This is a genomic window from Streptomyces viridochromogenes, assembly GCF_001270495.1.
Taxonomy (GTDB): Bacteria; Actinomycetota; Actinomycetes; order Streptomycetales; family Streptomycetaceae; genus Streptomyces; species Streptomyces viridochromogenes_A.
In genome coordinates, this window is sequence record NZ_LGUR01000253.1 from 147,183 (window position 1) to 170,580 (window position 23,398).

At 70.3% G+C, this 23,398-nt stretch carries 20 protein-coding genes; 7 read left to right on the forward strand and 13 right to left on the reverse strand.

Annotation, left to right across the window (positions count from 1 at the left end; translation table 11 throughout):
• Positions 1–86: 86 nt before the first annotated feature.
• Positions 87–1,625: a peptide MFS transporter gene (locus ADK36_RS41270; protein WP_053201270.1), complete on the reverse strand. Its 1,539-nt coding sequence runs from the start codon at positions 1,623–1,625 to the stop codon at positions 87–89.
• Positions 1,626–1,832: 207 nt separating this feature from the next.
• Between ADK36_RS41270 and ADK36_RS41275 the strand changes: the two genes are divergently transcribed.
• From ADK36_RS41275 to ADK36_RS41295, 5 genes are all read left to right on the forward strand, one after another.
• Positions 1,833–2,843, forward strand: coding sequence for a polyprenyl synthetase family protein (locus tag ADK36_RS41275; RefSeq protein ID WP_030046296.1), 1,011 nt, complete (start codon positions 1,833–1,835; stop codon positions 2,841–2,843).
• A gap of 267 nt (positions 2,844–3,110) precedes the next feature.
• Positions 3,111–4,157: a CHRD domain-containing protein gene (locus tag ADK36_RS41280; protein ID WP_053201272.1), complete on the forward strand. Its 1,047-nt coding sequence runs from the start codon at positions 3,111–3,113 to the stop codon at positions 4,155–4,157.
• 292 nt (positions 4,158–4,449) lie between these two features.
• The gene (locus ADK36_RS41285; RefSeq protein ID WP_053201274.1) at positions 4,450–5,721 is read left to right on the forward strand and encodes a LolA family protein; all 1,272 of its coding nucleotides are present in this window, start codon (positions 4,450–4,452) and stop codon (positions 5,719–5,721) included.
• A gap of 78 nt (positions 5,722–5,799) precedes the next feature.
• Positions 5,800–6,870: an ABC transporter ATP-binding protein gene (locus ADK36_RS41290; RefSeq protein ID WP_199830358.1), complete on the forward strand. Its 1,071-nt coding sequence runs from the start codon at positions 5,800–5,802 to the stop codon at positions 6,868–6,870.
• The gene (locus ADK36_RS41295; RefSeq protein ID WP_048583048.1) at positions 6,857–7,795 is read left to right on the forward strand and encodes an ABC transporter permease; all 939 of its coding nucleotides are present in this window, start codon (positions 6,857–6,859) and stop codon (positions 7,793–7,795) included. Before ADK36_RS41290 ends, ADK36_RS41295 begins: the two co-directional genes overlap by 14 nt.
• A gap of 62 nt (positions 7,796–7,857) precedes the next feature.
• Here ADK36_RS41295 and ADK36_RS41300 read toward each other — a convergent pair whose 3' ends face one another.
• From ADK36_RS41300 to ADK36_RS41310, 3 genes are all read right to left on the reverse strand, one after another.
• A complete protein-coding gene (locus tag ADK36_RS41300) occupies positions 7,858–8,442 on the reverse strand; it encodes a flavodoxin family protein (protein ID WP_048583049.1) in 585 nt (194 codons plus the stop codon).
• Between the two features lie 71 nt (positions 8,443–8,513).
• A complete protein-coding gene (locus ADK36_RS41305) occupies positions 8,514–9,974 on the reverse strand; it encodes an amidase (protein ID WP_425315456.1) in 1,461 nt (486 codons plus the stop codon).
• On the reverse strand, positions 9,884–10,405 hold the full coding sequence (locus tag ADK36_RS41310; RefSeq protein ID WP_048583050.1) for a DUF6668 family protein: 522 nt from the start codon (positions 10,403–10,405) through the stop codon (positions 9,884–9,886). Before ADK36_RS41310 ends, ADK36_RS41305 begins: the two co-directional genes overlap by 91 nt.
• Positions 10,406–10,675: 270 nt before the next feature.
• Between ADK36_RS41310 and ADK36_RS41320 the strand changes: the two genes are divergently transcribed.
• Complete coding sequence (locus ADK36_RS41320) at positions 10,676–11,995, forward strand: tetratricopeptide repeat protein (protein ID WP_048583052.1); 1,320 nt, start codon at positions 10,676–10,678, stop codon at positions 11,993–11,995.
• Between the two features lie 40 nt (positions 11,996–12,035).
• On the opposite strand, the gene ADK36_RS41325 is transcribed toward ADK36_RS41320, so the two are convergent.
• The 4 genes from ADK36_RS41325 to ADK36_RS41340 all read right to left on the reverse strand — a co-directional run bounded on the left by ADK36_RS41325 (position 12,036) and on the right by ADK36_RS41340 (position 15,792).
• Positions 12,036–12,986: a M28 family metallopeptidase gene (locus ADK36_RS41325; RefSeq protein ID WP_048583053.1), complete on the reverse strand. Its 951-nt coding sequence runs from the start codon at positions 12,984–12,986 to the stop codon at positions 12,036–12,038.
• 169 nt (positions 12,987–13,155) lie between these two features.
• Entirely contained in the window at positions 13,156–13,632 is a 477-nt protein-coding gene (locus ADK36_RS41330; protein WP_048583054.1) for a VOC family protein, read from the reverse strand.
• Positions 13,633–13,829: 197 nt separating this feature from the next.
• Positions 13,830–14,723, reverse strand: a complete 894-nt coding sequence (gene rarD, locus ADK36_RS41335; RefSeq protein ID WP_425315312.1) for an EamA family transporter RarD — start codon at positions 14,721–14,723, stop codon at positions 13,830–13,832.
• A 214-nt stretch (positions 14,724–14,937) separates the two neighbouring features.
• Positions 14,938–15,792 (reverse strand): SDR family oxidoreductase, encoded by an 855-nt coding sequence (locus ADK36_RS41340; RefSeq protein WP_053201276.1) that lies wholly within the window; start codon positions 15,790–15,792, stop codon positions 14,938–14,940.
• 95 nt (positions 15,793–15,887) lie between these two features.
• Between ADK36_RS41340 and ADK36_RS41345 the strand changes: the two genes are divergently transcribed.
• A complete protein-coding gene (locus ADK36_RS41345; protein ID WP_048583057.1) occupies positions 15,888–16,298 on the forward strand; it encodes a winged helix-turn-helix transcriptional regulator in 411 nt (136 codons plus the stop codon).
• A 58-nt stretch (positions 16,299–16,356) separates the two neighbouring features.
• On the opposite strand, the gene ADK36_RS41350 is transcribed toward ADK36_RS41345, so the two are convergent.
• From ADK36_RS41350 to ADK36_RS41370, 5 genes are all read right to left on the reverse strand, one after another.
• On the reverse strand, positions 16,357–17,436 hold the full coding sequence (locus tag ADK36_RS41350; protein ID WP_048583058.1) for a 2-oxoacid:ferredoxin oxidoreductase subunit beta: 1,080 nt from the start codon (positions 17,434–17,436) through the stop codon (positions 16,357–16,359).
• A complete protein-coding gene (locus ADK36_RS41355) occupies positions 17,429–19,357 on the reverse strand; it encodes a 2-oxoacid:acceptor oxidoreductase subunit alpha (protein WP_053201278.1) in 1,929 nt (642 codons plus the stop codon). Before ADK36_RS41355 ends, ADK36_RS41350 begins: the two co-directional genes overlap by 8 nt.
• Positions 19,358–19,611: 254 nt before the next feature.
• Positions 19,612–20,310, reverse strand: coding sequence for a response regulator transcription factor (locus tag ADK36_RS41360; protein ID WP_276525476.1), 699 nt, complete (start codon positions 20,308–20,310; stop codon positions 19,612–19,614).
• Positions 20,311–20,650: 340 nt separating this feature from the next.
• Complete coding sequence (locus ADK36_RS41365) at positions 20,651–22,015, reverse strand: sensor histidine kinase (RefSeq protein ID WP_048583061.1); 1,365 nt, start codon at positions 22,013–22,015, stop codon at positions 20,651–20,653.
• A 143-nt stretch (positions 22,016–22,158) separates the two neighbouring features.
• Entirely contained in the window at positions 22,159–23,379 is a 1,221-nt protein-coding gene (locus ADK36_RS41370) for a sensor histidine kinase (protein WP_048583062.1), read from the reverse strand.
• Between the last annotated feature and the right edge of the window lie 19 nt (positions 23,380–23,398).

A 23,398-nucleotide genomic window follows, 5' to 3' on the forward strand; every position in this document is an offset into this window, starting at 1 on the left:
TCGGGTCGGTGCACCGGGTGCATCGTGTCAGGTCGGTGCACGGCGGTCGTCGTGTCGGGTCGGTGCACGGCGTGGGTGGTGTCGGGTCAGCGCACGGGGTGCATCGTGTGGCGCAGCCAGCGGGTCGCGGCCATCACGGCGAGCCCGGCGGCCACCGCGATCGCGCCGTTGACGCCGAAGTAGGCGGGCTGGGAGACGTCGTCGTAGAGCTTGACCGTCTGGGCCTGGATGCCGTTGGCCAGGGCGAGGGACAGGAACCAGAGGGACATGGTCTGGCTGGCGAAGGCGGCCGGGGCGAGCTTGGTCGTGGCCGACATGCCGGAGGTCTCCAGCAGGACGTCGCCGAGGCCGAGCAGCAGGTACGAACCCACGATCCACCAGACGGACATGAGGTAGTCGTCGGAGGAGTGCCCGGCGGTCGGGAGCACCAGCAGCAGGAAGGACAGGCCGCCGAGGACGACACCGACGGCGATCTTGTTGGACGCGTGCGGCTGGCCGCGCCCCATGCGGACCCACAGCGCGGCGACGACGGGCGCGAGGGCGACCTCGAAGGCGCCGAGGGCGGAGGCGTACCAGCCGGCGGGGAAGTCGAAGCCGAGGATCGATGTCTCGGCGTTCGTCGAGGCCAGCAAAATCATCGTCGAGTACGCCTGGAACAGGATGAAGTTGAAGACCGTCGAGGAGAGGAAGAGGACGACGTACGGGCGGAGGCGACCGCGTTCCTCGGGGGTCACGCGCGGGCTGGAGAACATCACCGCGAAGTAGACGACCGGCGCGATCACCGAGACGAGGGTGAGCAGGTCGACGAAGCGGTCCATGGTGAGCCAGCCGGCTGCGGCGAGGAGGACGGCGATCGCGGCGGTGGCGGCGAGGCCCGCGACGATCAGGCGGATCGTCCGGCGCGATGCGAGTCCGCCCGCGCGAGCGCGTTCGAGCGTGGGGGAAGGCGGGGCCGGCGCGAACTCCGCGGCGTGCTTGCGTCCGGCGAGGTGGCGGCGGCCGAGGACGTACTGGGCCAAGCCGAACGTCATGCCGATCGCGGCCGCCGAGAAGCCCCAGTGCCAGCCCTTGTGGTCGCCGAGCCAGCCGGTGATGAGCGGGCCCGCGAAGGCGCCGATGTTGATCGCCATGTAGTAGAGCGCGAAGCCGGCGTCACGGTGGTCGTCGTCGGTGCGGTAGAGCTTGCCGACCATGGTGGCGACGTTGGGCTTGAGGAGCCCTGTGCCCGCGCTGATCAGACCGAGACCCACCCAGGTCATGCCGGCGGTCGGCACCGCCATGGCGTAGTGGCCGCAGGCGATCAGGATGCCGCCCCACAGCACTGCGCGGTACGAGCCGAGGATACGGTCGGCGAGCCAGCCGCCGGCGACCGAGACCAGATAGACGAGGGTGCCGTAGGCGGCGGAGACGGAAGCGGCGGTTCCGGCCGACATGCCCAGTCCGCCGTGGGCGACCGTGTCGGCGAAGTACAGGACGAGGATGGCCTGCATGCCGAGGAACGAGAACCGTTCCCAGACCTCCAGGCCGGAGAGTGTGAGGAGGCCGCGGGGCTGGCCGAAGAAGGCATGGTCGTCGCGCGGCGGCGGCTCGCTCGCGGGCTGGATATCGACTTCCGTTCGGGACACGGGCCGCTACTTCCCTATAAGTCGATGGATATCCGGCCTTATCAGGTGATCAAAAACATACCCGCCGTGATCCGATACCGCCCGTGGTGGACGGGTGGGCGGCATCGGTGATCGAAACGTGACCGGATACGCTGACTTGAGTGATGGCAGCGACCTATCGACAAACCGTGTAACCGCCAGTAGACACCAGCAGACAGGAGATCCCTCGTGACCGTCGTCGGGCCGTTCGGGCTGAGCGTGCGGGACCAGGCTCTGGAAGCCGATGTCCAGGCCGGATTGGCGGCTGTCGAGGAGGGATTGCTCGAAGCCACCAAGAGTGAGGTCCCCTTCATCACCGAGGCCGCCCAGCATCTGGTGCGGGCGGGTGGAAAGCGGTTCCGGCCGCTGCTCGTGATGCTCACTGCCCAGTTCGGGGACCGGTATGCGCCGGGGGTCGTGCCGTCGGCGGTGGTGGTGGAGCTGACCCATCTGGCGACGCTGTACCACGACGACGTCATGGATGAGGCGGAGGTGCGGCGGGGCGTCGACAGCGCGAACACCCGCTGGGGCAACTCGGTCGCCGTCCTGACCGGGGACTTCCTCTTCGCGCGCGCCTCGCACATCCTCGCCGACCTCGGGCCCGAGGCGGTGCGGGTACAGGCCGAGGCGTTCGAGCGGCTGGTCACCGGGCAGATCCTGGAGACGGCGGGGCCGCAGGACGGCCGGGATCCGGTCGAGCACTACCTCGATGTGCTGAGCGGCAAGACCGGGTCGCTGGTGGCGGTCTCGTGCCGGTTCGGCGCGATGATGTCGGGCGCCGACGAGACGGTGGTCGATGTGCTGACCCAGTACGGGGAGCGGCTGGGGGTCGCCTTCCAGCTGGCGGATGACGTACTGGACATCGCGAGCGACTCCCATGAGTCCGGGAAGACGCCGGGTACGGATCTCCGGGAGGGGATTCCGACACTGCCGGTGCTGCGGTTGCGGGAGCGGGCCGAGCGGTTGGGGCTGGCGGAGGACATCGCGTTGTGCGAGTTGCTGGACTCCGACCTGAGTGACGACGCGCGGCTTGCGGAGGCGTTGGCTCAGCTTCGGGTGCATCCGGCGTTGGAGCAGGCTCGACGGGACACGGTGCGGTATGCGGAGGATGCGCGGGCTGCGTTGGCGCCGTTGCCGGACATTGATGCCAAGGCTGCGTTGATGGAGTTGTGCGACGCCGTTGTGCATCGGGCCGGTTAGGTCGCCCCCGCCGCCCCTACTCGTCCCATCCCTTGAAGGGGCTCCGCCCCTTCGACCCCGCCAGGGGGCTGCCGCCCCCTGGAACCCCGCTTCGGCCTACGGCCTCGTCCTCAACGCCGGACGGGCTGAAAGATCGCTCGCCAGACGGGCCGCGAAGGTGATGCACGTCACAATGCTGGACTGAGTCCAAAGTGAGATCGCCTCCGTATGCCTGCCCAGAAGCTGACGCAGGGGGTGTCAGCTGTCATACGGGGAGAAAACAGAATCATGGGCATGAAGACGACGTCCTCGAAGCGCCGTAAGAGCCTGATCGTCACCGCTGTCGCTGTGGCCGCCGCCGGTGGGGTCGCCGCCGCGGTGATTCCCGCCTTCGCCGCCGGAGGTGACCGCGCCGACCACGCGGGGCACGCCGGAGGCGGTGCTCAGGGGATCGTGAGCCAGAGTGGGGCCCTGAGCGGGGGCGCCGGGGGTACTGTCCTCGCCGCCGGTCTTCGCGGCGCGAACGAGGTCCCGGTCGCGGGTGGGCCCGCCGTCGGGGACAAGGACGGCGCCGCCCTGCAGTTCGTGAAGGTCAAGGGCGACAAGGTGTCCGTCGCCGTCACCTGGCGCGGCACCGGCGAGCCGACCGCCCTCCACATCCACCAGGGCGCCAAGGGCACCAACGGCGGCATCAAGGTCGACTTCGGCGCCCTCCTGGACAGGAGCGAGGGCAGGGGCAAGGGCGAGGCCAAGGACAGGGGGCACCGCCTCACCGGCACCGTCACGGTGAAGGACGCCGCCCTGCTCAACGCCCTGAAGGCCGAGCCCAGTTCGTTCTACGCCAACCTCCACACCGCCGAGTTCCCGGGCGGCGCCGTCCGAGGTCAGCTTCACAAGGTCACCGTCGCCGAGTTCGACTTCCGGGACGCGCTCCACAGCTTCCAGGCGTCCGTCGTCAAGGGCAAGCAGATCTACCAGTGCAAGCCGGCCGAGGGCGGCGGGTACGCCTTCGCCCAGCGGGACGTCAGTGCCGTACTCGGCGGCCGTATCGCGCACTCCTTCGTCGCGCCCAACTCCGGTACGCCGCAGTGGATCGCGCCGGACGGCAGTGCGGTCACCGGGGCCGTCATCTCCAGGACCCCGAACGGTGACGGGAACATCCCCGAACTCGACCTGAAGGCCACTCAGTCCGGCAAGCACCACGGACTGCTCGCCGACACCGCCGAGATCCTGCGGCTGAACACCGTCGGCGGCGTCGCCCCGGCCGGCTCCTGCACGCCCGGCGCCGTCGTCGGGGTGCCCTACCAGGCCGACTACGTCTTCATCAACGGCTGATCCGCCCGCCGGCGCGCAACGCACAGCGGCGTCTTCCTCGTCGACCCTTACGGGTTGGGGGAGGCGCCGCCTCCGTGTGTCATACCCCAGGTGTACGCCGAGTTGGCTCCGAAGGCTGACGAATCTTGCTGGCGGATTTGGTCAGATGGACAGCACGGAAAACACCACTCCTCACTGATTCGGGTGAGAATGGCGGCTCAGGGGTGGACGAGTGCGGGGTCGTAAGACTCGCGGGCGAGGAACGAGAAGAGCAGCAGCAGCAGCCGCCGCCGACGACGGAGGTAAGGCACACATGGCACCGTACGAATCCGACGACAGTACGAGCACCGGGGAGGTCGACGACCTGCCCTCGGGGCGGCGCAAGGCCGCGCGGTACGTCGTCCCGGTCGCGGTGGTGGGAGTCGCCGCGGCGACCATCGGGCTCGTCCCGGCGCTCGCCGACTCCGGCGACCCGGACCTGCCGGAGATCACCGCGGCACAACTCATAGAGAAGATCGGCCAGTCGGACGTGCAGCAGCTGTCCGGCACCTTCAAGATCACCACTGATTTGGGGCTGCCCGACCTCGGCGGGCTGGAGTCCAGCTTCGCCTCCGGCGCGATGGGTTCGGGCTCGGGTTCGGGTGACGGGTCGGCCGCCGATCCGTCGGCCAAGCTCACCGAGCTGGCGTCCGGCACGCACACGCTGCGCGTCGCCCTCGACGGCGAGAACAGGCAGAAGCTCTCCCTGCTGGAGAACGCGTCCGAGTACAGCCTCATTCACAACGGCAAGGACATCTGGGGCTACGACAGCAAGTCGAACGAGGTCTTCCACGGCACCGCCGAGGAGGCCAAGGGCGAGCAGAAGAAGGAAGACCTTCCCGCCACGCCCAAGGACTTCGCCGAGGAGGCGCTGAAGGCGGTCGACGACACCACGTCCGTCACCGTCGACGGCACCGCTCAGGTCGCGGGCCGGGACGCGTACCGGCTGCTCATCAAGCCGAAGCAGTCCGGGACCACGGTCGGTGCGATCATCGTGGCCGTGGACGCCAAGACCGGCATGCCGCTGAAGTTCACGCTGACCCCGTCGAGCGGTGGCTCGGCAGTGATCGACGCGGGCTTCACCCAGGTCAGCTTCGCCAAGCCCGCCGCCTCCACCTTCGACTTCACCCCGCCCAAGGGCGCGACCGTCACGGAGGAGGGCGAGCTGGAGGGGAAGGCCGGGGAGCGCGGTGCCTCGAAGTCCGAGGACGAGCTGCGCAAGGAGTTCGACAAGGAACTCGGCGGCTTGAAGTCCGAGGGCAAGCACGGCAAGGGCGCCGAGGGCGGTCCCGAGGTCATCGGCGAGGGCTGGAACTCCGTGGCCGTCTTCGACACCGGCGGCGAGGGCATCCCCTCCGGCGCCGAGGTCGGCGGCGACATGGGCGGCTTCCTCGACTCCCTGGGCGACAAGGTCACCGGGAAGTTCGGCTCGGGCACGGTCTTCAAGACCCGCCTGATCAACGCCCTGATCACGGACGACGGCAAGGTCTATGTGGGCGCGGTCGACAAGGACGCGCTCGTGAAGGCGGCCGACTCCGGGAAGTGAACCGGCACCGGTAGCCACCGGCCGCCGTGGGGCACCGCGATCGAGGTGCCCCAGGAGCCCGAGGAGCCAGAGGAACGCATGGAGGAACTGCCCGCCGCGGAGGCCGACGGGGCCGGTCCGGCCGGTCCTGTCGATCAGGCCGGTCTGGCCGGTCCCACAGATCAGGTCGGCCCGGTCGGTCTGGCCGATCGGACCGGTCAGGCCGGCGACCTCGCCGACACGGTGATCGCCACCCGTGCGCTCACCAAGCGCTACCGCGGCGGGCAGCTCGCCGTGGACGGTCTCGATCTGACCGTCCCGGCGGGCAGCGTCTTCGGTTTCCTCGGCCCGAACGGCTCCGGCAAGACCACCACCATCCGCATGTTGATGGGCCTCATCGAGCCCACCGCCGGCACCGCGCGCGTGCTCGGGCAGCCCATGCCCCGGGCCGCGCGCGCCGTACTGCCGCATGTCGGCGCGCTCATCGAGGGACCCGCCCTGTACGGCTTCCTCTCCGGCCGGGACAACCTCATCCGGTACGACGCCGCCGACCCGACCGCCGATCCGCGCACCCGGCGCACCCGCGTGGCGACCGCGCTGGACCGGGTGGGTCTGACGGCCGCCGGCGGCAAGAAGGCCAAGGCGTACTCGCTCGGCATGAAGCAGCGGCTGGGGCTCGCGGCCGCGCTGCTCCAGCCGCGCCGGCTCCTCGTCCTCGACGAGCCGACCAACGGTCTCGACCCGCAGGGCATGCGCGAGATCCGTGCCCTGATAAGGGAGTTGGCGTCCGACGGCACGACGGTCTTCCTCTCCTCCCACCTCCTCGACGAGATCGAACAGGTCTGTACGCACGCGGCCGTGATGGCGCAGGGCCGGCTCATCACCCAGGGCGCGGTGGCGGACCTGGCGGCGGGGACCCGCGGTCGGCTCGTCGTGACCACGCCCGACACCGGGGACGCGGCCCGGGTGCTGAAGGAGCAGGGCGCCGGTGACGTCGTCATCACCGACGATCGGGTGACCGCCGAGCAGCCGCCGGACCGTGATCTCGCCGACGTCAACGCGGCGTTGGTGACCGCCGGGGTGCGGGTGCGTGGCTTCGGTGTCGAACGGGCCTCCTTGGAGGACGCGTTCGTGGCACTCACGGGGGAGGGGTTCGATGTCGCAGGCTGAAGCAGTCGAGCAGGGCGGCGCGATCGAAGGGGCTGGGAAGGCCGGGAAGGTCAGGGAGGCAAGGGAAGCCAGGAAGGTCAGCCCCTTGTGGACCTTCGGCCTCCTTCGCAGCGAACTGCTCACCACCTTCCGGCGCTGGCGCACCCTCGCGCTGCTCGCCGTCCTGGCCGCCGTGCCGATCCTGGTCGGGATCGCGGTGAAGATCGAGACCGGTGACGGCGGGTCGACGGGCGGCGGTGGCCCGCAGGGCGGCGGCCCGGCGTTCATCTCGCAGATCACCAACAACGGACTGTTCCTGGTGTTCACCGCGCTGGCCGCGACGCTCCCGTTCTTCCTGCCCATGGCGATCGGCGTCATCGCGGGCGACGCGATCGCGGGCGAGGCGAACGCCGGCACCCTGCGCTATCTCCTGGTCGCCCCCGCCGGCCGTACCCGTCTGCTCCTCACCAAGTACGCGACCACGATGGCCTTCTGCCTGGTGGCCACCCTCGTGGTCGCGGTCTCGGCCCTCACGGTCGGCGCGCTGCTCTTCCCGCTCGGCGACCTGACGACGATCTCCGGCACGCGGATCAGCTTCGCGGAGGGGCTGGGCAGAGCCCTGCTGATCGCCCTGGTCGTCGCCGCGTCACTCATAGGGGTGGCAGCCCTCGGCCTGTTCGTCTCGACGTTGACCAACAGCGGCATCGCGGCGATGGCGACGACCGTCGGTCTGCTGATCACGATCCAGATCCTCGACCAGATCCCCCAGCTCCACGCGATCCAGCCGTACTTCTTCTCGCACTACTGGCTGTCCTTCGCCGATCTGATGCGCGAACCCGTCTACTGGGACGACCTCGTCAAGAACCTGGGGATCCAGGCCCTCTACGCCGCTGTGTTCGGTTCGGCGGCGTGGGCGAGGTTCACGGCGAAGGACGTCACGGCCTAGCTGTGCTGTCCGGACAGCACAGCTGGCTCTCCGGGCGTTGCCGCCCGCTCTTCGGAACGGCTTCAGTCGGTCTCGTACGGGAAGCGCGCGAGCGGGGCCTCCTCTGCGAAGAACGTCTTCGCGCGGGTCAGGGCCTCGGCGTCGTTCAGTACGTCACCCGGCTTGCTGCCATTGCCGAGCAGCACTCCACCGAAGCGCATCCCCATGTACGCGGCGGAGTTGCTGAGCGTCCCGACCAGCGGGTCGGCGACCTCCTGCTCCTCGTGGGCGAGCACGGTGACGCCCCACAGGGTGCGCCCGGCCATGGTCGCCTTGAAGTCGACTCCGGGGGTGCGCAGCCAGCCCGACCAGTAGTCGAGGTAGCGCTTGACGTGGGCGGACACCGAGTACCAGTACAGCGGCGAGGCGATCACGACGTCAGTCGCCGCGAGCGTCGCGTCGAACAGCAGCGCCACGTTCCCCTGCGTCGGGCGCACATGGTCGCTGTCGTGCCGCAGGTCCTCGAAGTCGGGCAGCGGGTGCGCGGCGAGGTCGATCCACTGCTGCTCGACACCCTCGGGCAGCTGCTCGGCGGCCCTGCGGGCCAGCAGCTCGGTATTTCCGTCGGAGCGGCTGCTGCCGAGGACGAACAGGAAGCGGCGGGTCATGGGTCCCCCAAACGGTCGGCCCGGCGGCACCGGGCCATATGGTCGGCGTGCGACAACTAATCGCATGTGCATTATATGCGCACGCATGTAGATGTCCAGGGTCCGATATGCCCCTCCGCCACCCCGGCCACTGCGAGCAGCAGCGCCTCCTCACCGTGCGCCGCCACCAACTGGAGCCCGACGGGACAGCCGTCCGGCCCGAACCCCGCCGGGATGCTCATCGCCGGATGCCCGCTCAGGTTGAACGCCCAGGTGAGCGCCGTGGAGTAGCGCTCGCCGGGGCCGTCGTGGCCGTGCGGCGAAGTAGGTGCGGTCGGCGTCAGCAGCAGCCGAGCCTCGCTGAACAGGGCGGCCAGGCGGCTGTCGTTCGCGGCCCGGATCCGGTGGGCGTCGAGGGCGGATGCGGATGCGGCGGAAGATGCGGGGTCGGAGTCCGGGGCCCGCAGCGCGAGCCATGCCGGGGCCGGGTCGTCGAGGCGCAGCGGATCCAGCGGCCGTACGAGCCGTATCGCGCCCGCCTCCGCGAGTCGTACGGCCGCGGCGTGGGCGACGGCTACGACGTCCGGGTCGGGGGAGTCGAAGCCGAGGTCCGGGGACCATACGGCGGCGGGGGCGTCGGACCGGCCGACCGGGCCTTGGCCCCGGCTGACTGATCCTTGGCCCCGGCTGGCCTGCGCGTGGCCCCGGTCGACCAGCCCGGCGCCCGAACCGGAACCGGATCGTCCGTCGCCACCCAGCGCCCCGTCCCTCGACACCGCCTTCTCCCACACGGCCTCTCCCGACACCACCTCCCAGTACGCCACCACATCCCCCACGCACCGCGCGAGCACCCCCGGCGCCATCAGCCCCGTGCGGTCGGCGGCCGGCAACCGTCCGTTGCCGGCCTTCAATCCGACGACCCCGCACCACGCCGCCGGAATCCGCACCGACCCGGCCCCGTCGCTCCCGGTCGCGAGCGGTACCAGCCCCGCGGCCACCGCCGCCGCGGACCCGGCCGAGGAGCCGCCGGGCGTCCGGTCGTGCCGCCAGGGGTTGACCGTACGGCCGTGGCGGCCAAGTCCCCAGGTCTGCCAGGGAGTTCCCGGCCCCGGAACGGATGTCGCGCCGACCGCCACGCACCCCGCCGCGAGCAGCGGCCCCGCTGTCCGCAGCCCGTGCCGTCCCTTGACCCCGATCGGCACGCCGGCCAACGGGAGCCGCTCACCCGCGTCGACCCGCGCGTCCACCTCCCCGGCCCGCCGAAGCGCCTCCTCGCCCCACACCTCGATGAAGGCGGACAGGACGGGGTCAGCCCGCTCGATCCGTTCGAGCGCCGCAGCGACGACATCGACGGCACGCAGGGTCCGTGACCGTACGGCGGAGGCGATCTCGGTGGCCGAGGGACTGGAGGGACCCGGGGAGCCCGGGGAGCCCGGGGAGTCCGCCTGGCGGCTCGCCGAGCTCAGCGGGAGCGCCCCGTCAGCCGAGCCAGCGCCCCGGCCTCCCGTGGCGGCTGCCCGCCCAGCTCGCCGAGGCGCCAGGCGGGCACCCATGGCACCCGGTACACGTCGATGACCGACTCGATCACCTTGACGCGCTCGGCGAGGGGCCGCGGAAGCCGCCCCGGCGCGTCCGCGACCAGGACGACGGCATCGAGATCGAGCCCGTGCGGAGCCTCCCCGCGCCGAAAGACCTCAACGGCGCCCAGGGCGGCGGCCAGCCCGGCCGCATGCGTGCGGGCCACGAGCAGCACCGACCCCGGATCGGAGGGGCCCGGCCAGGCGCGACCGCAGTCGTGGCCGCCGTAGACCGCGGCCAGCGTGGAGACACCCGCTCCGCCGTGCACGCCGACCCAGGAGAAGCGCCGGGGTGTGGCGGCGGCAGGGGAGAGCGATGGTTCCTCGGGCAGGGGGACCGGCCCGCGGACCCAGATCTCCGGCCCCGGCCCGGGCCCTCCCTGCTGCACGTGCATGTCAGTCCGCATGCCCGCACTCCTCCCTTGTCACGCCCCCGATCTTCGCGCCAGGCATGAGAACGCTGTGACGTGGCACAAGCTCCTGGAACGAGTCTGTGACGTCCCGGTGACGCCCGCGCCGCGCGCGGCCGGAGAGACTCGACAGTACGTGTACGACGTGTCCGATCTGTACTACCGGATGTTGACGCCGGGGAAGCGGAACGCGACGCCGGGAGGGGGCACCATGGGACCCGAACGCGTCGTCCGTGAACTCCCCGACGCATGCGAGTGAGGGAAGCGATGTCTCTACTGAGCCGCGCGAAGAAGCGGGAACAGAAACGCGCCGCGGCAGCTGCGGCCCCCGCGGCGGCGCCGATCGACGTGCGCGTCCCTGCCGTCGGTCCGGGCGCGGGCGGCGCGTCGATCGGTGGCGTGCCCGTCACCGCCGCTCCCGGCGAGGAGATCCAGCACGCCGTCCTGACCCATCTCCAGCGCATCGCCGTCGCCGCCGGCCACGCCGTGCACGCCACGATCCACGACGAGCGCATCGGCTACGTCGTCCCGCTGCGGGTGGCGGAGGACGGTTCCAGTCAGCTCACCGCCGAGCCGGTACGGACGACTCCGCCCGGGGAGACGCCGGCGCCGGGTGTGCCGGGAGCCTCGGGAGACGCCGTACGGCCACCGGCGGACCCGCCCGCGCCGCCCGCACCGCCCGCGCCTCTCCCGCCGGACCCGGCGCCCTATCGGGACACGCCCACCCACGCCCTACGGCCGCTGCAGGGCCCGGCAACGCAGGACGCCTCGTCCACCTTCCAGCTGCGCGCGGTGTCCGAGCCGGTGCAGGACGCCGTGCCCGGCACGGTCGCGCCGCCGCTGGGGGAGTTCGGCCCGCCGCCGCTCATGGACGCGAGGCCGGAGCCGGCGGACGTACCGCAAAGCGCGGTGCCGCAGACGGCCGTACCGCAAGCCGACGTACCGCAGACGGCCGTACCGCAATCCGACCCGGTGGCCCCGGGCCCCCTCCTCGTCCCCCCCTCCGCCCGCGACCGCGAACTCGACCCGGACCCCAAACCCACCCCACCCCGGGGCTTCGACGCCGTGGCCGAAGCCGTCCTCGGGGATGCGCCGCCGGCCACGACGGCTGACGCCTCGCCCTTCGCCGAGCAGATGGCGCAGGTCAACGAGGCCGTGAAGGAGGGGCGGACGGCGGAGGCGACGGAACTCGCGGAGCGGACCGTGGCGCAGGCGTCGGCGGTGCTGGGACTGGAGCACCCCGAGGTACTCCGTATGCGTGAACTCGCCGCGTACATCGCCTACCTGGCCGGTGAAGCGGAGCGTGCCTTCGGTCTCTCCCTCGACGTGGCCCGGACCCACCACCGCACCCGGGACTCGGAGGCGGCGTACGGCAGCCTCCATGGCGCGGCCACGGCGTGGCGGGCGGTACGGGATCCGGCCCTGGGGCTGGCGCTGGGCCGGGATCTGCTCGGCCTGTGGACCGAGCTCATGGCGGAGGAGGGCGGTCCGGCCGCAGAGGACGTCGAGGAGCTGGAGTCGGCCCGAGCCCGCATGGACCGACTCGCCGCCCGCGCCGCCAAGTCGGCCGAACCGCCCACTGGTTGAACGTCGGTGTGGTGGATCCGGAGTCCTTTGACCCGGAGCCCTACTCCGACAGCTCCCACACCGCGTGGGCGACGGCGTCGCTGTTGCGGTTCAGGGCGGTGTCGTTGATGTTGGACGTCGTGTCGCAGGACGAGTGGTAGCAGCGGTCGAAGGACTGCCCCGACGTGCCGCCCCACTTGGTCGCCTGCGCCGCGGTCTTCGTACGGCTCGCCCCCGAGAACAGCCCGCCCACCGGCACGCCCGCGCTCTTGAACGGGGCGTGGTCGGAGCGGCCGTCGCCCTCGGTCTCGATCTCGGTCGCGATGCCGAGGCCGGCGTAGTAGTCCTTGAAGGTCTTCTCGATCGCGGGGTCGTCGTCGTAGACGAAGTAGCCCGCGTTCGGCGAGCCGATCATGTCGAAGTTCAGATAGCCGCTGATCTTCGCGCGGTTGGCGGAGGAGAGGTTGTTGACGTAGTAGCGGGAGCCGACGAGGCCCAGCTCCTCCGCGCCCCACCAGGCGAATCGCAGGTGCTTGGTGGGCTGGTACCCGGCCCGCGACACGGCGAGCGCGGTCTCCAGGACCGCCGCCGAGCCGGAGCCGTTGTCGTTGATGCCGGGACCGGACGAGACGCTGTCGAGGTGCGAGCCGGCCATGACGACCTGGTTGGTGTCGCCGCCGGGCCAGTCGGCGATCAGGTTGTAGCCGGTACGGCTCGAGGACGTGAACTGCTGGATGGTCGTCGTGTATCCCGCGGCGTCCAGCTTGGCCTTCACATAGTCGATGGACGCCTTGTAGCCGGGGCGGCCGTGGGCGCGGTTGCCGCCGTTGGCGGTGGCGATGGACTGGAGCTGGGTGAGGTGGGCCTTCACGTTGGCCACGGGCAGGTCGGGTGCGGCGGCCGCCTCGATATCGGCCTTGGACGCCGCGCCGGCTATGGATCCGCTGGTCAGAAGTGTGGCGGTCGCCACTGCGGCGGCCGCCGACGCGCGCCAGGAGACGGAGAGCTTCATGTGGGGGGCTCCGAATTCCTTGGGAATCACAGGGATTCCTCAGTGAATGGGTGCCTGGATGGTCAGGGTGAGCCTGACTCTCCGTCAAGAGCGCTATTCGGACTCGGAGTTCGCATAGGGAAAACCCTGCATTCCGCACTGCGCGAACCCTGTACTCACTCCTCACCCCTCACTGCACGCAGAACTCGTTCCCCTCCGGATCCGCCATCAGCACCCATTCCCCGCCCGGCTCCTTCAGATGCCGCAGCACGCTGGCTCCCAGCCCGCGCAGCCGCTCGACCTCGGCCTCCCGCTCCCCGGCCACCGCGTGGAGATCGAGGTGGAGCCGGTTCTTGACCGTCTTCGCCTCCGGCACCCGCTGAAACAGCAGCCGCCGCCCCCGCCCGGTGCCACTGTCCTTGTCATACGGATCGTCCGGATGCCGTACGGCCACCAGGTCCCGGAAGGCGAGACGAGCGTGGAACTCGACGGTTTGTTCGCGCGGCAGCGTGCCGAGTTCCAGGAGCCGCTCGATGAGGGCGTTGTTGTCCTCGACCTCGTAGCGCAGCGCGGCGGCCCAGAAGTCGGCCTGGGACTGCGGGTCGGCGCAGTCGATGACGAGCTTCCAGTGGAGGGGGGAGGGAGTGGGTACGGGTGCCTGTGTCATGCGACCACTCATATGCGGTGCGTGACCGGGCTGCAATGGAATCGCCGGGCGATGCACTCAAGCGGCAGCCCGAGTGCCCGCCCCGAGTGCCGACGGCCCGGCCGACGGCCCGAGTGCCGGTGGCCCCTGTGTCTGCGGCCTGAGCGCCGACGGCGTCGCCCCGCGTCAGCGGCCGGCCGGGCTGCCGGCGGCCGGTGTCAGGCGTCCACCGCGGCGGACGCCGCGGGCTTCTCCACTGTCGGCACGCTGAGCCCGGCCACCCTGCTTCGCCGCGCGGAGCGCCACGCGTCGGCCGTGAGCAGCGTCAACGCCAGCCACACCAGCGCGAACCCGGCCCACCGCTCGGCCGGCATCGCCTCGTGGAAGTACAGGATGCCGAGCAGGAACTGGAAGACCGGCGCCAGGTACTGGAGCAGCCCCAGCGTCGACAGCGGCACCCGTATCGCGGCCGCGCCGAAGCAGACGAGCGGCAGGGCGGTGACGATACCGGTGGCCGCGAGGAGCGCCATATGGCCCGGCCCCTCCGACGCGAACGTCAAATCCCCCTGCGTCGACAGCCACACCAGATATCCCACGGCGGGCAGGAACTGGATCGCGGTCTCCGCGGCCAGCGACTCGACGCCGCCGAGGTCGACCTTCTTCTTGACCAACCCGTACGTGGCGAAGGAGAAGGCGAGGGTGAGCGAGATCCACGGCGGCCGGCCGTACCCGAGGGTCAGCACGATCACGGCCGCGAAGCCGACACCGACGGCCGCCCACTGCACCGGCCGCAGCCGTTCCTTCAGCAGCAGTACGCCCATCGCGATGGTGACGAGCGGATTGATGAAGTACCCGAGCGACGCCTCCACCACATGGCCCGTGTTCACGGACCAGATGTAGACGCCCCAGTTGACGGTGATCACGGCCGCGGCGACGGTGACGAGCGCCAGCCGCCGCGGCTGCCGTATCAACTCACCCGCCCAGGCCCAGCGCCGTACGAAGGCCAGCGCCGCCGCCACGAAGACGAGGGACCAGGTCATCCGGTGGGCGAGGATCTCGACCGCCCCGGCGGGCTTCAGCAGGGGCCAGAAGAGGGGAACCAGCCCCCACATCCCATACGCCGCGAAGCCGTTCAGCAGTCCTGTGCGCCGATCACCCTGCGACTTTCCGCTCACGGCCCCTCCTTCGCGCGCTCACCCGGCCGCGCCCGCATGGCGGCCTGCACGAAGGTAACGCCGAAAGCCCCCGCGTGTCATGTCCGTATCGCCATACGGTCATGACACGTGAGGGCTCCGATCGCCCGGAGGCGGGCCAGGGGCGGAGGTGTCAGCTCTTGAGCGCGGCGGCGATCGCCTCGGCGAGCGGAGTGGTCGGACGGCCGGTCAGCCGGGACAGGTCGCCGCTGTCGACGACCAGCTCGCCCTTCTCGACGGAGGTGTCCACCCCGGCGAGGATCGCGGCGAGCTGCTCGGGCAGCCCGGCGCCGGTCAGGATGCCGGCGAACGCCTCTGCGGAGACGGGGTTGTTGGCGATCTCCTTGCCGGTCTGCCGGCTCAGCTCGGCGGCGTACTCGCTGAAGTTCCAGGCGACGTCGCCACCCAGCTCGTACGTCTTGTTCTCGTGCCCCTCGCTGGTCAGCACGGCGACGGCGGCGGCCGCGTAGTCGGCGCGGGAGGCGGAGGAGACACGGCCCTCGCCCGCCGCGTGGGTGACCGCGTTGTACTCCAGGACCGGGGCGAGGTTCTCGGTGTAGTTCTCGTGGTACCAGCCGTTGCGCAGCAGCGCGTACGGCAGACCGGACTCCAGGAGCGCCTTCTCGGTGCCCCGGTGGTCGTCGGCGAGCGCGGCCGTGAGGCTGCCGGGGGCGCTGGTGTAGGCGAGGAGTGCGACGCCTGCGGCCTTGGCGGCATTGATGACGACCTTGTGCTGGCCGACGCGGTCGTTGCCGACCTCGCTGCCGGATATGAGCAGCACCTTGTCGCCGGCCGCGAACAGCGCGTCGAACGTCTCGGGGGCGTTGTAGTCGGCGGTGGCGATCTTCACGCCGCGCTCGGCGAGGTCGGCGACCTTCTCGGGGGTGCGGACGACGGCGGTGACCTGGTCGGCCGGAACCTTCTCCAGCAGCTGCTCCACGACGTGGCGGCCCAGATGTCCGGTGGCTCCGGTGACGACGATGCTCATGATCAGAACTCCTTGTGGGGTGCGTTGACGCTGTCGCTAACCCTAGGGAGTGCGCTAACTCTGCGAAAGTACCCACTTTGAAGTAAGATACTTGCATGGCAGTAAGTACCGTGGTGGGCAAGTACGGCATCGGCGAGGAGATGTGCCCCTACCGGCTGGTCCTGGAGCACGTCACCAGCCGCTGGGGTGTACTCGTCCTGATCGAGCTCCTGGAACGCCCCCACCGCTTCAGCGAACTGCGTCGCGCGATCGGCCGCGTCAGCGAGAAGATGCTCACGCAGACCCTTCAGACCCTCGAACGCGACGGCCTGGTCCATCGCGACGCGAAGCCGGTCATCCCGCCGAGGGTCGACTACTCACTCACCGACCTGGGCCGCGAGGCTGCCGTCCAGGTGCGGGGGCTGGCGCTGTGGACCAGCGAGCGGATGGCGGAGGTGGAGAAGGCCCGGAACGCGTACGACGCGCGCAAGGCCGGCCATAAGGCCGAGGCCGACTCCCGCACCTGAGGGTGAGGGCCCGGTGCGCCCATGGCACCGGACCCTCGATCGCGTTCGAACCCGCCGGTCAGCCCACCACGGTCCAGGTGTCCCCACCTGCCAGCAGCGCGGCCAGATCCCCCTTGCCGTTCTGCTCGATCGCCGTGTCCAACTGGTCGGCCATCTGCGTGTCGTACACCGGACGCTCCACCGAGCGGAACACACCGATGGGGGTGTGGTGCAGGGTGTCCGGGTCGGCCAGGCGGGACAGGGCGAAGGCCGTGGTCGGGGACGCGGAGTGGGCGTCGTGGACCAGGACCTGCGACTCGTTCTCCGAGGTCACGGTGACGACCTTCAGGTCACCGGTCTGCGCATCCCGGACGACCCCGCGCGCTCCGTCCGTGCCGAAGCGGATCGGCTGCCCGTGCTCCAGCCGGATCACCGCCTCCTCCGCCTGCTGCTTGTCCTTGAGAACCTCGAAGGCGCCGTCGTTGAAGATGTTGCAGTTCTGGTAGATCTCGATCAGCGCCGTGCCCTGGTGGGCCGCCGCCTCGCGCAGCACCTGGGTGAGGTGCTTGCGGTCGGAGTCCACCGTGCGCGCCACGAAGGACGCCTCCGCGCCGATGGCGAGGGACACCGGGTTGAAGGGTGCGTCCAGCGAACCCATCGGCGTGGACTTGGTGATCTTGCCGACCTCGGAGGTGGGTGAGTACTGGCCCTTCGTCAGGCCGTAGATCCGGTTGTTGAAGAGCAGGATCTTGAGGTTGACGTTGCGGCGCAGGGCGTGGATCAGATGGTTGCCGCCGATCGACAGCGCGTCACCGTCACCGGTCACCACCCATACGCTCAGGTCCCGCCGCGAGCTGGCCAGGCCGGTCGCGATGGCGGGGGCACGGCCGTGGATGGAGTGCATACCGTACGTGTTCATGTAGTACGGGAAGCGGGACGAGCAGCCGATGCCCGAGACGAAGACGATGTTCTCCTTGGCCAGGCCCAGCTCCGGCATGAAGCCCTGGACGGCCGCGAGGATCGCGTAGTCACCGCAGCCGGGGCACCAGCGCACTTCCTGATCGGACTTGAAGTCCTTCATGGACTGGCGGGCCTCGGCCTTGGGGACGAGCGAGAGCGCCTCGATCGTGCCCGTGCCTTCCGTGGACGTCTCAGCCATCGATGGCCTCCTTGAGCGCCTTGGCGAGCTGTTCCGCCTTGAACGGCATGCCGTTGACCTGGTTGTACGAGTGGGCGTCCACCAGGTACTTCGCCCGGACCAGGGTGGCGAGCTGGCCGAGGTTCATCTCGGGGATCACCACCTTCTCGTAGCTCCCGAGTACCACGCCCAGGTTGCGCGGGAACGGGTTCAGATGGCGCAGATGCGCCTGCGCGATCGACTCGCCGGCATTGCGCAGACGGCGGACCGCGGCCGTGATCGGGCCGTATGTCGATCCCCAGCCCAGCACCAGCGTCCTCGCCCCGTGCGGGTCGTCGACCACCAGGTCCGGCACCTCGATGCCGTCGATCTTGGCCTGCCGGGTGCGGACCATGAAGTCGTGGTTGGCCGGGGCGTACGAGATGTTGCCCGTGCCGTCCTCCTTCTCGATGCCGCCGATCCGGTGCTCCAGGCCCGGCGTACCCGGGATCGCCCACGGCCGGGCGAGGGTCTGCGGGTCGCGTTTGTACGGCCAGAAGACCTCGCTGCCGTCCTCCAGGGTGTGGTTCGGACCCTGCGCGAACTGCACGGTCAGGTCCGGCAGCTCGTCCAGCTCCGGGATCCGCCAGGGCTCCGAGCCGTTGGCCAGGTAGCCGTCCGACAGGAGCATCACCGGCGTCCGGTACGTCAGCGCGATCCTGGCCGCCTCCAGGGCCGCGTCGAAGCAGTCCGCCGGGGTGCGCGGGGCGACGATCGGCACCGGTGCCTCGCCGTTACGGCCGAACATGGCCTGCAACAGGTCCGCCTGCTCCGTCTTGGTCGGCAGGCCCGTCGAGGGCCCGCCCCGCTGGATGTCGATCACCAGCAGCGGCAGCTCCAGCGACACCGCCAGTCCGATGGTCTCCGACTTCAGTGCCACGCCGGGGCCGGAGGTCGTGGTCACCGCCAGTGAGCCGCCGAAGGCCGCCCCGAGCGCCGCACCGATGCCGGCGATCTCGTCCTCGGCCTGGAAGGTCCGTACGCCGAAGTTCTTGTGCTTGCTCAGCTCGTGCAGGATGTCCGAGGCCGGGGTGATCGGGTACGAGCCCAGATACAGCGGCAGGTCCGCCTGGCGGGACGCGGCGACCAGTCCGTAGGACAGGGCGAGGTTCCCGGAGATGTTGCGGTAGGTGCCGACCGGGAAGGCCGTCGTCGCCGGGGCGATCTCGTACGAGACGGCGAAGTCCTCGGTCGTCTCGCCGAAGTTCCAGCCCGCGCGGAAGGCGGCGATGTTCGCGGCCGCGATGTCCGGTTTCTTGGCGAACTTCGAGGTCAGGAACTTCTCGGTGCCCTCGGTAGGACGGTGGTACATCCAGCTCAGCAGGCCCAGGGCGAACATGTTCTTGCTGCGCTCGGCCTCCTTGCGGGTCAGGTCGAACTCCTTCAGCGCCTCGACCGTCAGGGCCGTCAGCGGCACCGGATGAAGGCTGTAACCGTCGAGTGAGCCGTCCTCCAGCGGCGAGGAGTCATAGCCCACCTTCTGCATCGCCCGTTTGGTGAACTCGTCCGTGTTGACGATGATCTCCGCGCCGCGCGGCAGATCGCCGATGTTCGCCTTCAGGGCCGCCGGGTTCATCGCGACCAGCACGTTCGGCGCGTCGCCCGGCGTGAGGATGTCGTGGTCGGCGAAGTGCAGCTGAAAGGAGGACACGCCCGGCAGGGTGCCGGCGGGGGCCCGGATCTCGGCCGGGAAGTTCGGCAACGTCGACAGGTCGTTGCCGAAGGACGCCGTTTCCGAGGTGAAGCGGTCGCCGGTGAGCTGCATACCGTCGCCCGAGTCCCCCGCGAAACGAATGATCACCCGGTCCAGCCGGCGGACGTTCTTCGTCCCTGCCGGTTTGCGCTGCTCTCCCACGACGGCTTCGTCGGCCTGCTCCGCTGGGCTACTGACCTGGCTGGTCACTGAACTGGACCTCCCTCGAGGCGGCTGTCTGGGCATGGCCTTCCCGCAAGCCTTCCCAGGATCAACCCTACGTCCGCAAAGGTCGCCCTCCCTGGGCCATTCGCATGACGGACATGGATTTGAGACGGTTCGCCACCCGGACTTGTCATGATTCGCGCGCCCCCCGGCGCTTTCTTTAAGACGCTCCCCGTTCGTTCTTCGGTTCTGGGCCCCGGTCTCGGCAGACCCCGGTTTTCTGACACGGTGTCAGATAGTTAGGAGTTCAGATAGGTGAGGACCGCCAGAACCCGACGGTGGTCCCCGTCGCTCTGCGACAGTCCGAGCTTCAGGAAGATGTTGCTGACGTGCTTCTCGACCGCTCCGTCGCTCACCACCAGCTGCCGGGCGATCGCCGAGTTGGTCCGTCCCTCCGCCATGAGCCCCAGGACCTCCCGCTCACGCGGCGTGAGACCCGCGAGCACGTCCTGCTTACGGCTGCGGCCCAGCAGCTGCGCGACGACCTCCGGGTCGAGGGCCGTACCCCCTTGTGCCACCCGCACGACCGCGTCCACGAACTCCCGGACCTCGGCCACCCGGTCCTTGAGCAGATAACCGACTCCGCGGCTGGAGCCGGCCAGCAGCTCGGTGGCGTAGCGCTCCTCCACGTACTGCGACAGCACGAGTACCCCCAGTCCGGGGTGCGACTTGCGCAGCTGCACGGCCGCCCGTACTCCTTCGTCGGTGTGCGTCGGCGGCATTCTCACGTCCGCCACCACCACATCCGGCAGCTCGCCCTGGCCGTCCAGTCCCGTGATGGTCTTGATCAGCGCGTCGCCGTCTCCGACCCCCGCCACGACCTCATGCCCACGGTCGGTCAACAGCCGGGTCAGCCCCTCCCTGAGCAGCACCGAGTCCTCGGCGATGACCACTCGCACCCTGTCCTCCACGATCCCCGGCCCCCCGTGCCTTGGCATTCGGCCGAGCGTGCCCCGGCCCTGTCGTCCCTCGCGAGCTCAGTATCCCGCGATCGGCTCTTCCGCACCGGGCCTGTGGATAACCTGCCCGAGGTGGTTCGGATCGCGTCGGCGCGAAGGGGGTGACTCCGGGGCACATGCTCATGAACCGCTCAGGGAGTGCTTGCGGACAGCCGCGGGGTTCGGGGAGTGCGTGCGAACAAACGGGTGTCAGTGCGTGCGAACAAACGGGTGTCCGGCCCCGAGCAGACCGGAGCCGGATCCCCATCTCAGTGGGCCGAATCCCAGTGGGCCGGATTTCCGCGGGCCGAATCCCAGTGGGCCGAACCGCACACCCGAACTACACGGTCCGCCAGGGCAGCTCCGCCGTCACCCGGGTGGGCCCGCCGACCGGTGAATCGACCACCAGAATCCCGTCCACCGCGTCCAACCGCTCGGCCAGCCCCGCCAGCCCGGAGCCGCCTGAGGTGCCTGCGCCGCCGATGCCGTTGTCCACGACCTGCAACATCAGCCGGTTCTCCACCCGCCACACATCGACGGCCGCCCAGGTGGCCCGTGAGTGCTTGCTGATGTTCTGCAGCAGCTCCGAAACCGTGAAGTAGGCGATCCCCTCGATCGCCGGCACCGGCCGCTCGTCCAGATCCACCTGGACCTCCACCGGCACCGTGCACCGCGAGGCCACCGCCGACAGGGCCGCGTCCAGCCCACGGTCGGTCAGGACCGCCGGATGGATCCCGCGCGCCAGATCCCGCAGCTCCTGCAGCGCCGTCTTCACCTCACCGTGCGCCTCGTCGACCATCCGCGCCGCCGCCTGCGGGTCCTCCGTCAGCTTCTCCTTCGCGAGGCCGAGATCCATGGCCAGGGCCACCAGGCGGGCCTGGGCGCCGTCGTGCAGGTCGCGTTCGATGCGCCGCAGGTCGGCAGCGGCCGTATCGACGACGACACCGCGGTCCGACTCCAGCTCCACCACGCGCGTGGCGAGCCGCGACGGTCCGAGCAGACCGTGCACCAGCAGCCGGTCCACCATCGTCAGCGCCCGCACGATCCACGGCGTGGCCAGCGTGAACAACAGTCCGACCAACGCGGTGACCGTGATCTCGAAGGGGTTGTCGAGATAGATGTGGTGGGTCTCGTCGCCGTACAGCTGAAGGCCGTCCTGGCCGGCCCACACCGGGAACACCCAGAACCACAGCGGATACGTCAGCAAGGCCCAGCCGTACGCCCAGACGTTCAGGGCGACGACGAAGGAGAACACCGCCCACGGGAAGTGCAGCACCGCGTACAGCGCGCTCCGCCACGACGTCCCGCTCTTCAGTACGGCGCCCATCCACGCCATGAAGCCGCGCCGGCGCATCCGCAGCGGCTCCGGGTCGGCCACCTCCAGGTCCAGCAACGCACGCGCGCGTGCCCGCTCCAGCGCCCCGAAGCCCCGGCAGCCGGCCAGGCCCGCCGCCAGCACCGGGATGCCGAGGAACGTCACCAGCAGGCCCGCCCCCAGCGACACCATGGTGATGGCGTACACGAACAGCAGGATGCTGATCGGCAGGCTCAGCAGCACATACCCGAACTCGCGCCAGCTGCGTGCCTCGAACGGCGCCCGCAGCCCGGCCGGCAACCGGTGCCGTCGCTCGCCGCCGTGCTCGGGAAGGCCGCGCTCGGGGTAACCGAGCCCGTGCCCGTAGCCCTGTCCGTACTCCGTGGCCATCGGCGTCGTCCGTTCTCCTCGTCCCGTCAGCCCCGCTGCCGGGGCTGTGCCGTCGTACCTCCACCCTGCTCGACCGCAGGTCCGCGGACCATGGAGGCCGTCGGCGTCTCGAACGGGGGGTTTTCCCTACCCCGGCCCGGCGCCTAGCGCTGCCCGTCCCCCTGCCCGGGGACGCGGTCCCGCCACGGAAGTTCCGCCGTCACGGTCGTCGGACCGCCCTGCGGTGACTCGATGACGAACAGGCCGTCCACGGCGTCCAGCCGGTCGGCGAGCCCGCGCATGCCCGTACCGCCGTCGAGGCGGGCACCGCCACGCCCGTCGTCCCACACCTGGATGAGCAGCCGGTCGTCCGACCGCCAGACGTCGACCGACGCGGACTTCGCCGCGCTGTGCTTGCTGATGTTCTGGAGCAGTTCGGAGACGGTGAAGTAGGCGATGCCCTCGATGGCCGCCGCCGGTCTGGACAGCAGGTCGACGGTTACCTTCACCGGCACGGTGCAGCGCGAGGCCACCGCCGACAGGGCGGCGTCCAGGCCGCGGTCGGTCAGGACGGCCGGATGGATGCCCCGGGCGAGGTCCCGTAGCTCCTGCAGCGCGAGCTTCACCTCACCGTGGGCCTCCGCGACCATCGTCGCCGCCGCGTCCGGATCCTCCAGCAGCTTCTCCTTGGCCAGGCCCAGCCCCATGGCCAGGTTGACCAGCCGGGCCTGCGCGCCGTCGTGCAGATCGCGTTCGATGCGCCGCAGGTCGGCGGCCGCCGTATCCACGACAACCCCCCGGTCCGACTCCAGCTCGGCGATACGGCGCTCCAGCTCGTCGGAGGGCGACAGCAGGCCGCGCACCATCGCGCGGTCCGCGTTCGACAGGCCCCGCGCGATGAACGGCAGCACCGGCCACAGCACGAACAGCGAGGTCAGCGTGATGGTGAAGGTGAGGACGCCCCAGGGCAGCCGGATGAAGTCGTACAGGATCGTGCGCCAGCCGACGGGGTCCTTCAGCGCCAGCCACAGCTGCGGGAAGAAGCCGTCCCTGCCGCCGCGCAACGGCATCGGACTCGGCTCGTCCACCCGCACCCCGAGCAGCGCACGCGCGCGTGCGCGCTCCAACCTGCCCAACTGGCGCGCCCCCATCAGCCCGGCCGCGAGCAGCGGAAACCCGATCACCGTCAGGGTCAGGAAGGCACCGGTGGACAGCACCACCACGACGTAGGTGAAGCCGAGCAGCGCCAACGGAAGGTTCGCCAGGAGATGCGCGATCTCCTTCCAGGTGTGCCGGTCGTAGGCGAAACGGGCGGGCGGCAGCGGCGGCTGGTCGCCGTCGGACTGCCCGGAGGCGTCCCGCGAAGGGGTGGGGCGTTCGGTCATATGGGCTAGCGTGCCGCGC

Excerpts from the sequence above, each read along its gene's own strand:
- ADK36_RS41280 (WP_053201272.1), top strand. The coding sequence starts at position 3,111 with ATGGGCATGAAGACGACGTCCTCGAAGCGCCGTAAGAGCCTGATCGTC.
- ADK36_RS41285 (WP_053201274.1), top strand. The coding sequence starts at position 4,450 with ATGGCACCGTACGAATCCGACGACAGTACGAGCACCGGGGAGGTCGAC.
- ADK36_RS41290 (WP_199830358.1), top strand. The coding sequence starts at position 5,800 with ATGGAGGAACTGCCCGCCGCGGAGGCCGACGGGGCCGGTCCGGCCGGT.
- ADK36_RS41295 (WP_048583048.1), top strand. The coding sequence starts at position 6,857 with ATGTCGCAGGCTGAAGCAGTCGAGCAGGGCGGCGCGATCGAAGGGGCT.
- ADK36_RS41300 (WP_048583049.1), bottom strand. The coding sequence starts at position 8,442 with ATGACCCGCCGCTTCCTGTTCGTCCTCGGCAGCAGCCGCTCCGACGGA.
- ADK36_RS41305 (WP_425315456.1), bottom strand. The coding sequence starts at position 9,974 with ATGGGTGCCCGCCTGGCGCCTCGGCGAGCTGGGCGGGCAGCCGCCACG.
- ADK36_RS41310 (WP_048583050.1), bottom strand. The coding sequence starts at position 10,405 with ATGCGGACTGACATGCACGTGCAGCAGGGAGGGCCCGGGCCGGGGCCG.
- ADK36_RS41320 (WP_048583052.1), top strand. The coding sequence starts at position 10,676 with ATGTCTCTACTGAGCCGCGCGAAGAAGCGGGAACAGAAACGCGCCGCG.
- ADK36_RS41325 (WP_048583053.1), bottom strand. The coding sequence starts at position 12,986 with ATGAAGCTCTCCGTCTCCTGGCGCGCGTCGGCGGCCGCCGCAGTGGCG.
- ADK36_RS41330 (WP_048583054.1), bottom strand. The coding sequence starts at position 13,632 with ATGACACAGGCACCCGTACCCACTCCCTCCCCCCTCCACTGGAAGCTC.
- rarD (WP_425315312.1), bottom strand. The coding sequence starts at position 14,723 with ATGTGGGGGCTGGTTCCCCTCTTCTGGCCCCTGCTGAAGCCCGCCGGG.
- ADK36_RS41340 (WP_053201276.1), bottom strand. The coding sequence starts at position 15,792 with ATGAGCATCGTCGTCACCGGAGCCACCGGACATCTGGGCCGCCACGTC.
- ADK36_RS41345 (WP_048583057.1), top strand. The coding sequence starts at position 15,888 with ATGGCAGTAAGTACCGTGGTGGGCAAGTACGGCATCGGCGAGGAGATG.
- ADK36_RS41350 (WP_048583058.1), bottom strand. The coding sequence starts at position 17,436 with ATGGCTGAGACGTCCACGGAAGGCACGGGCACGATCGAGGCGCTCTCG.
- ADK36_RS41360 (WP_276525476.1), bottom strand. The coding sequence starts at position 20,310 with ATGCCAAGGCACGGGGGGCCGGGGATCGTGGAGGACAGGGTGCGAGTG.
- ADK36_RS41365 (WP_048583061.1), bottom strand. The coding sequence starts at position 22,015 with ATGGCCACGGAGTACGGACAGGGCTACGGGCACGGGCTCGGTTACCCC.
- ADK36_RS41370 (WP_048583062.1), bottom strand. The coding sequence starts at position 23,379 with ATGACCGAACGCCCCACCCCTTCGCGGGACGCCTCCGGGCAGTCCGAC.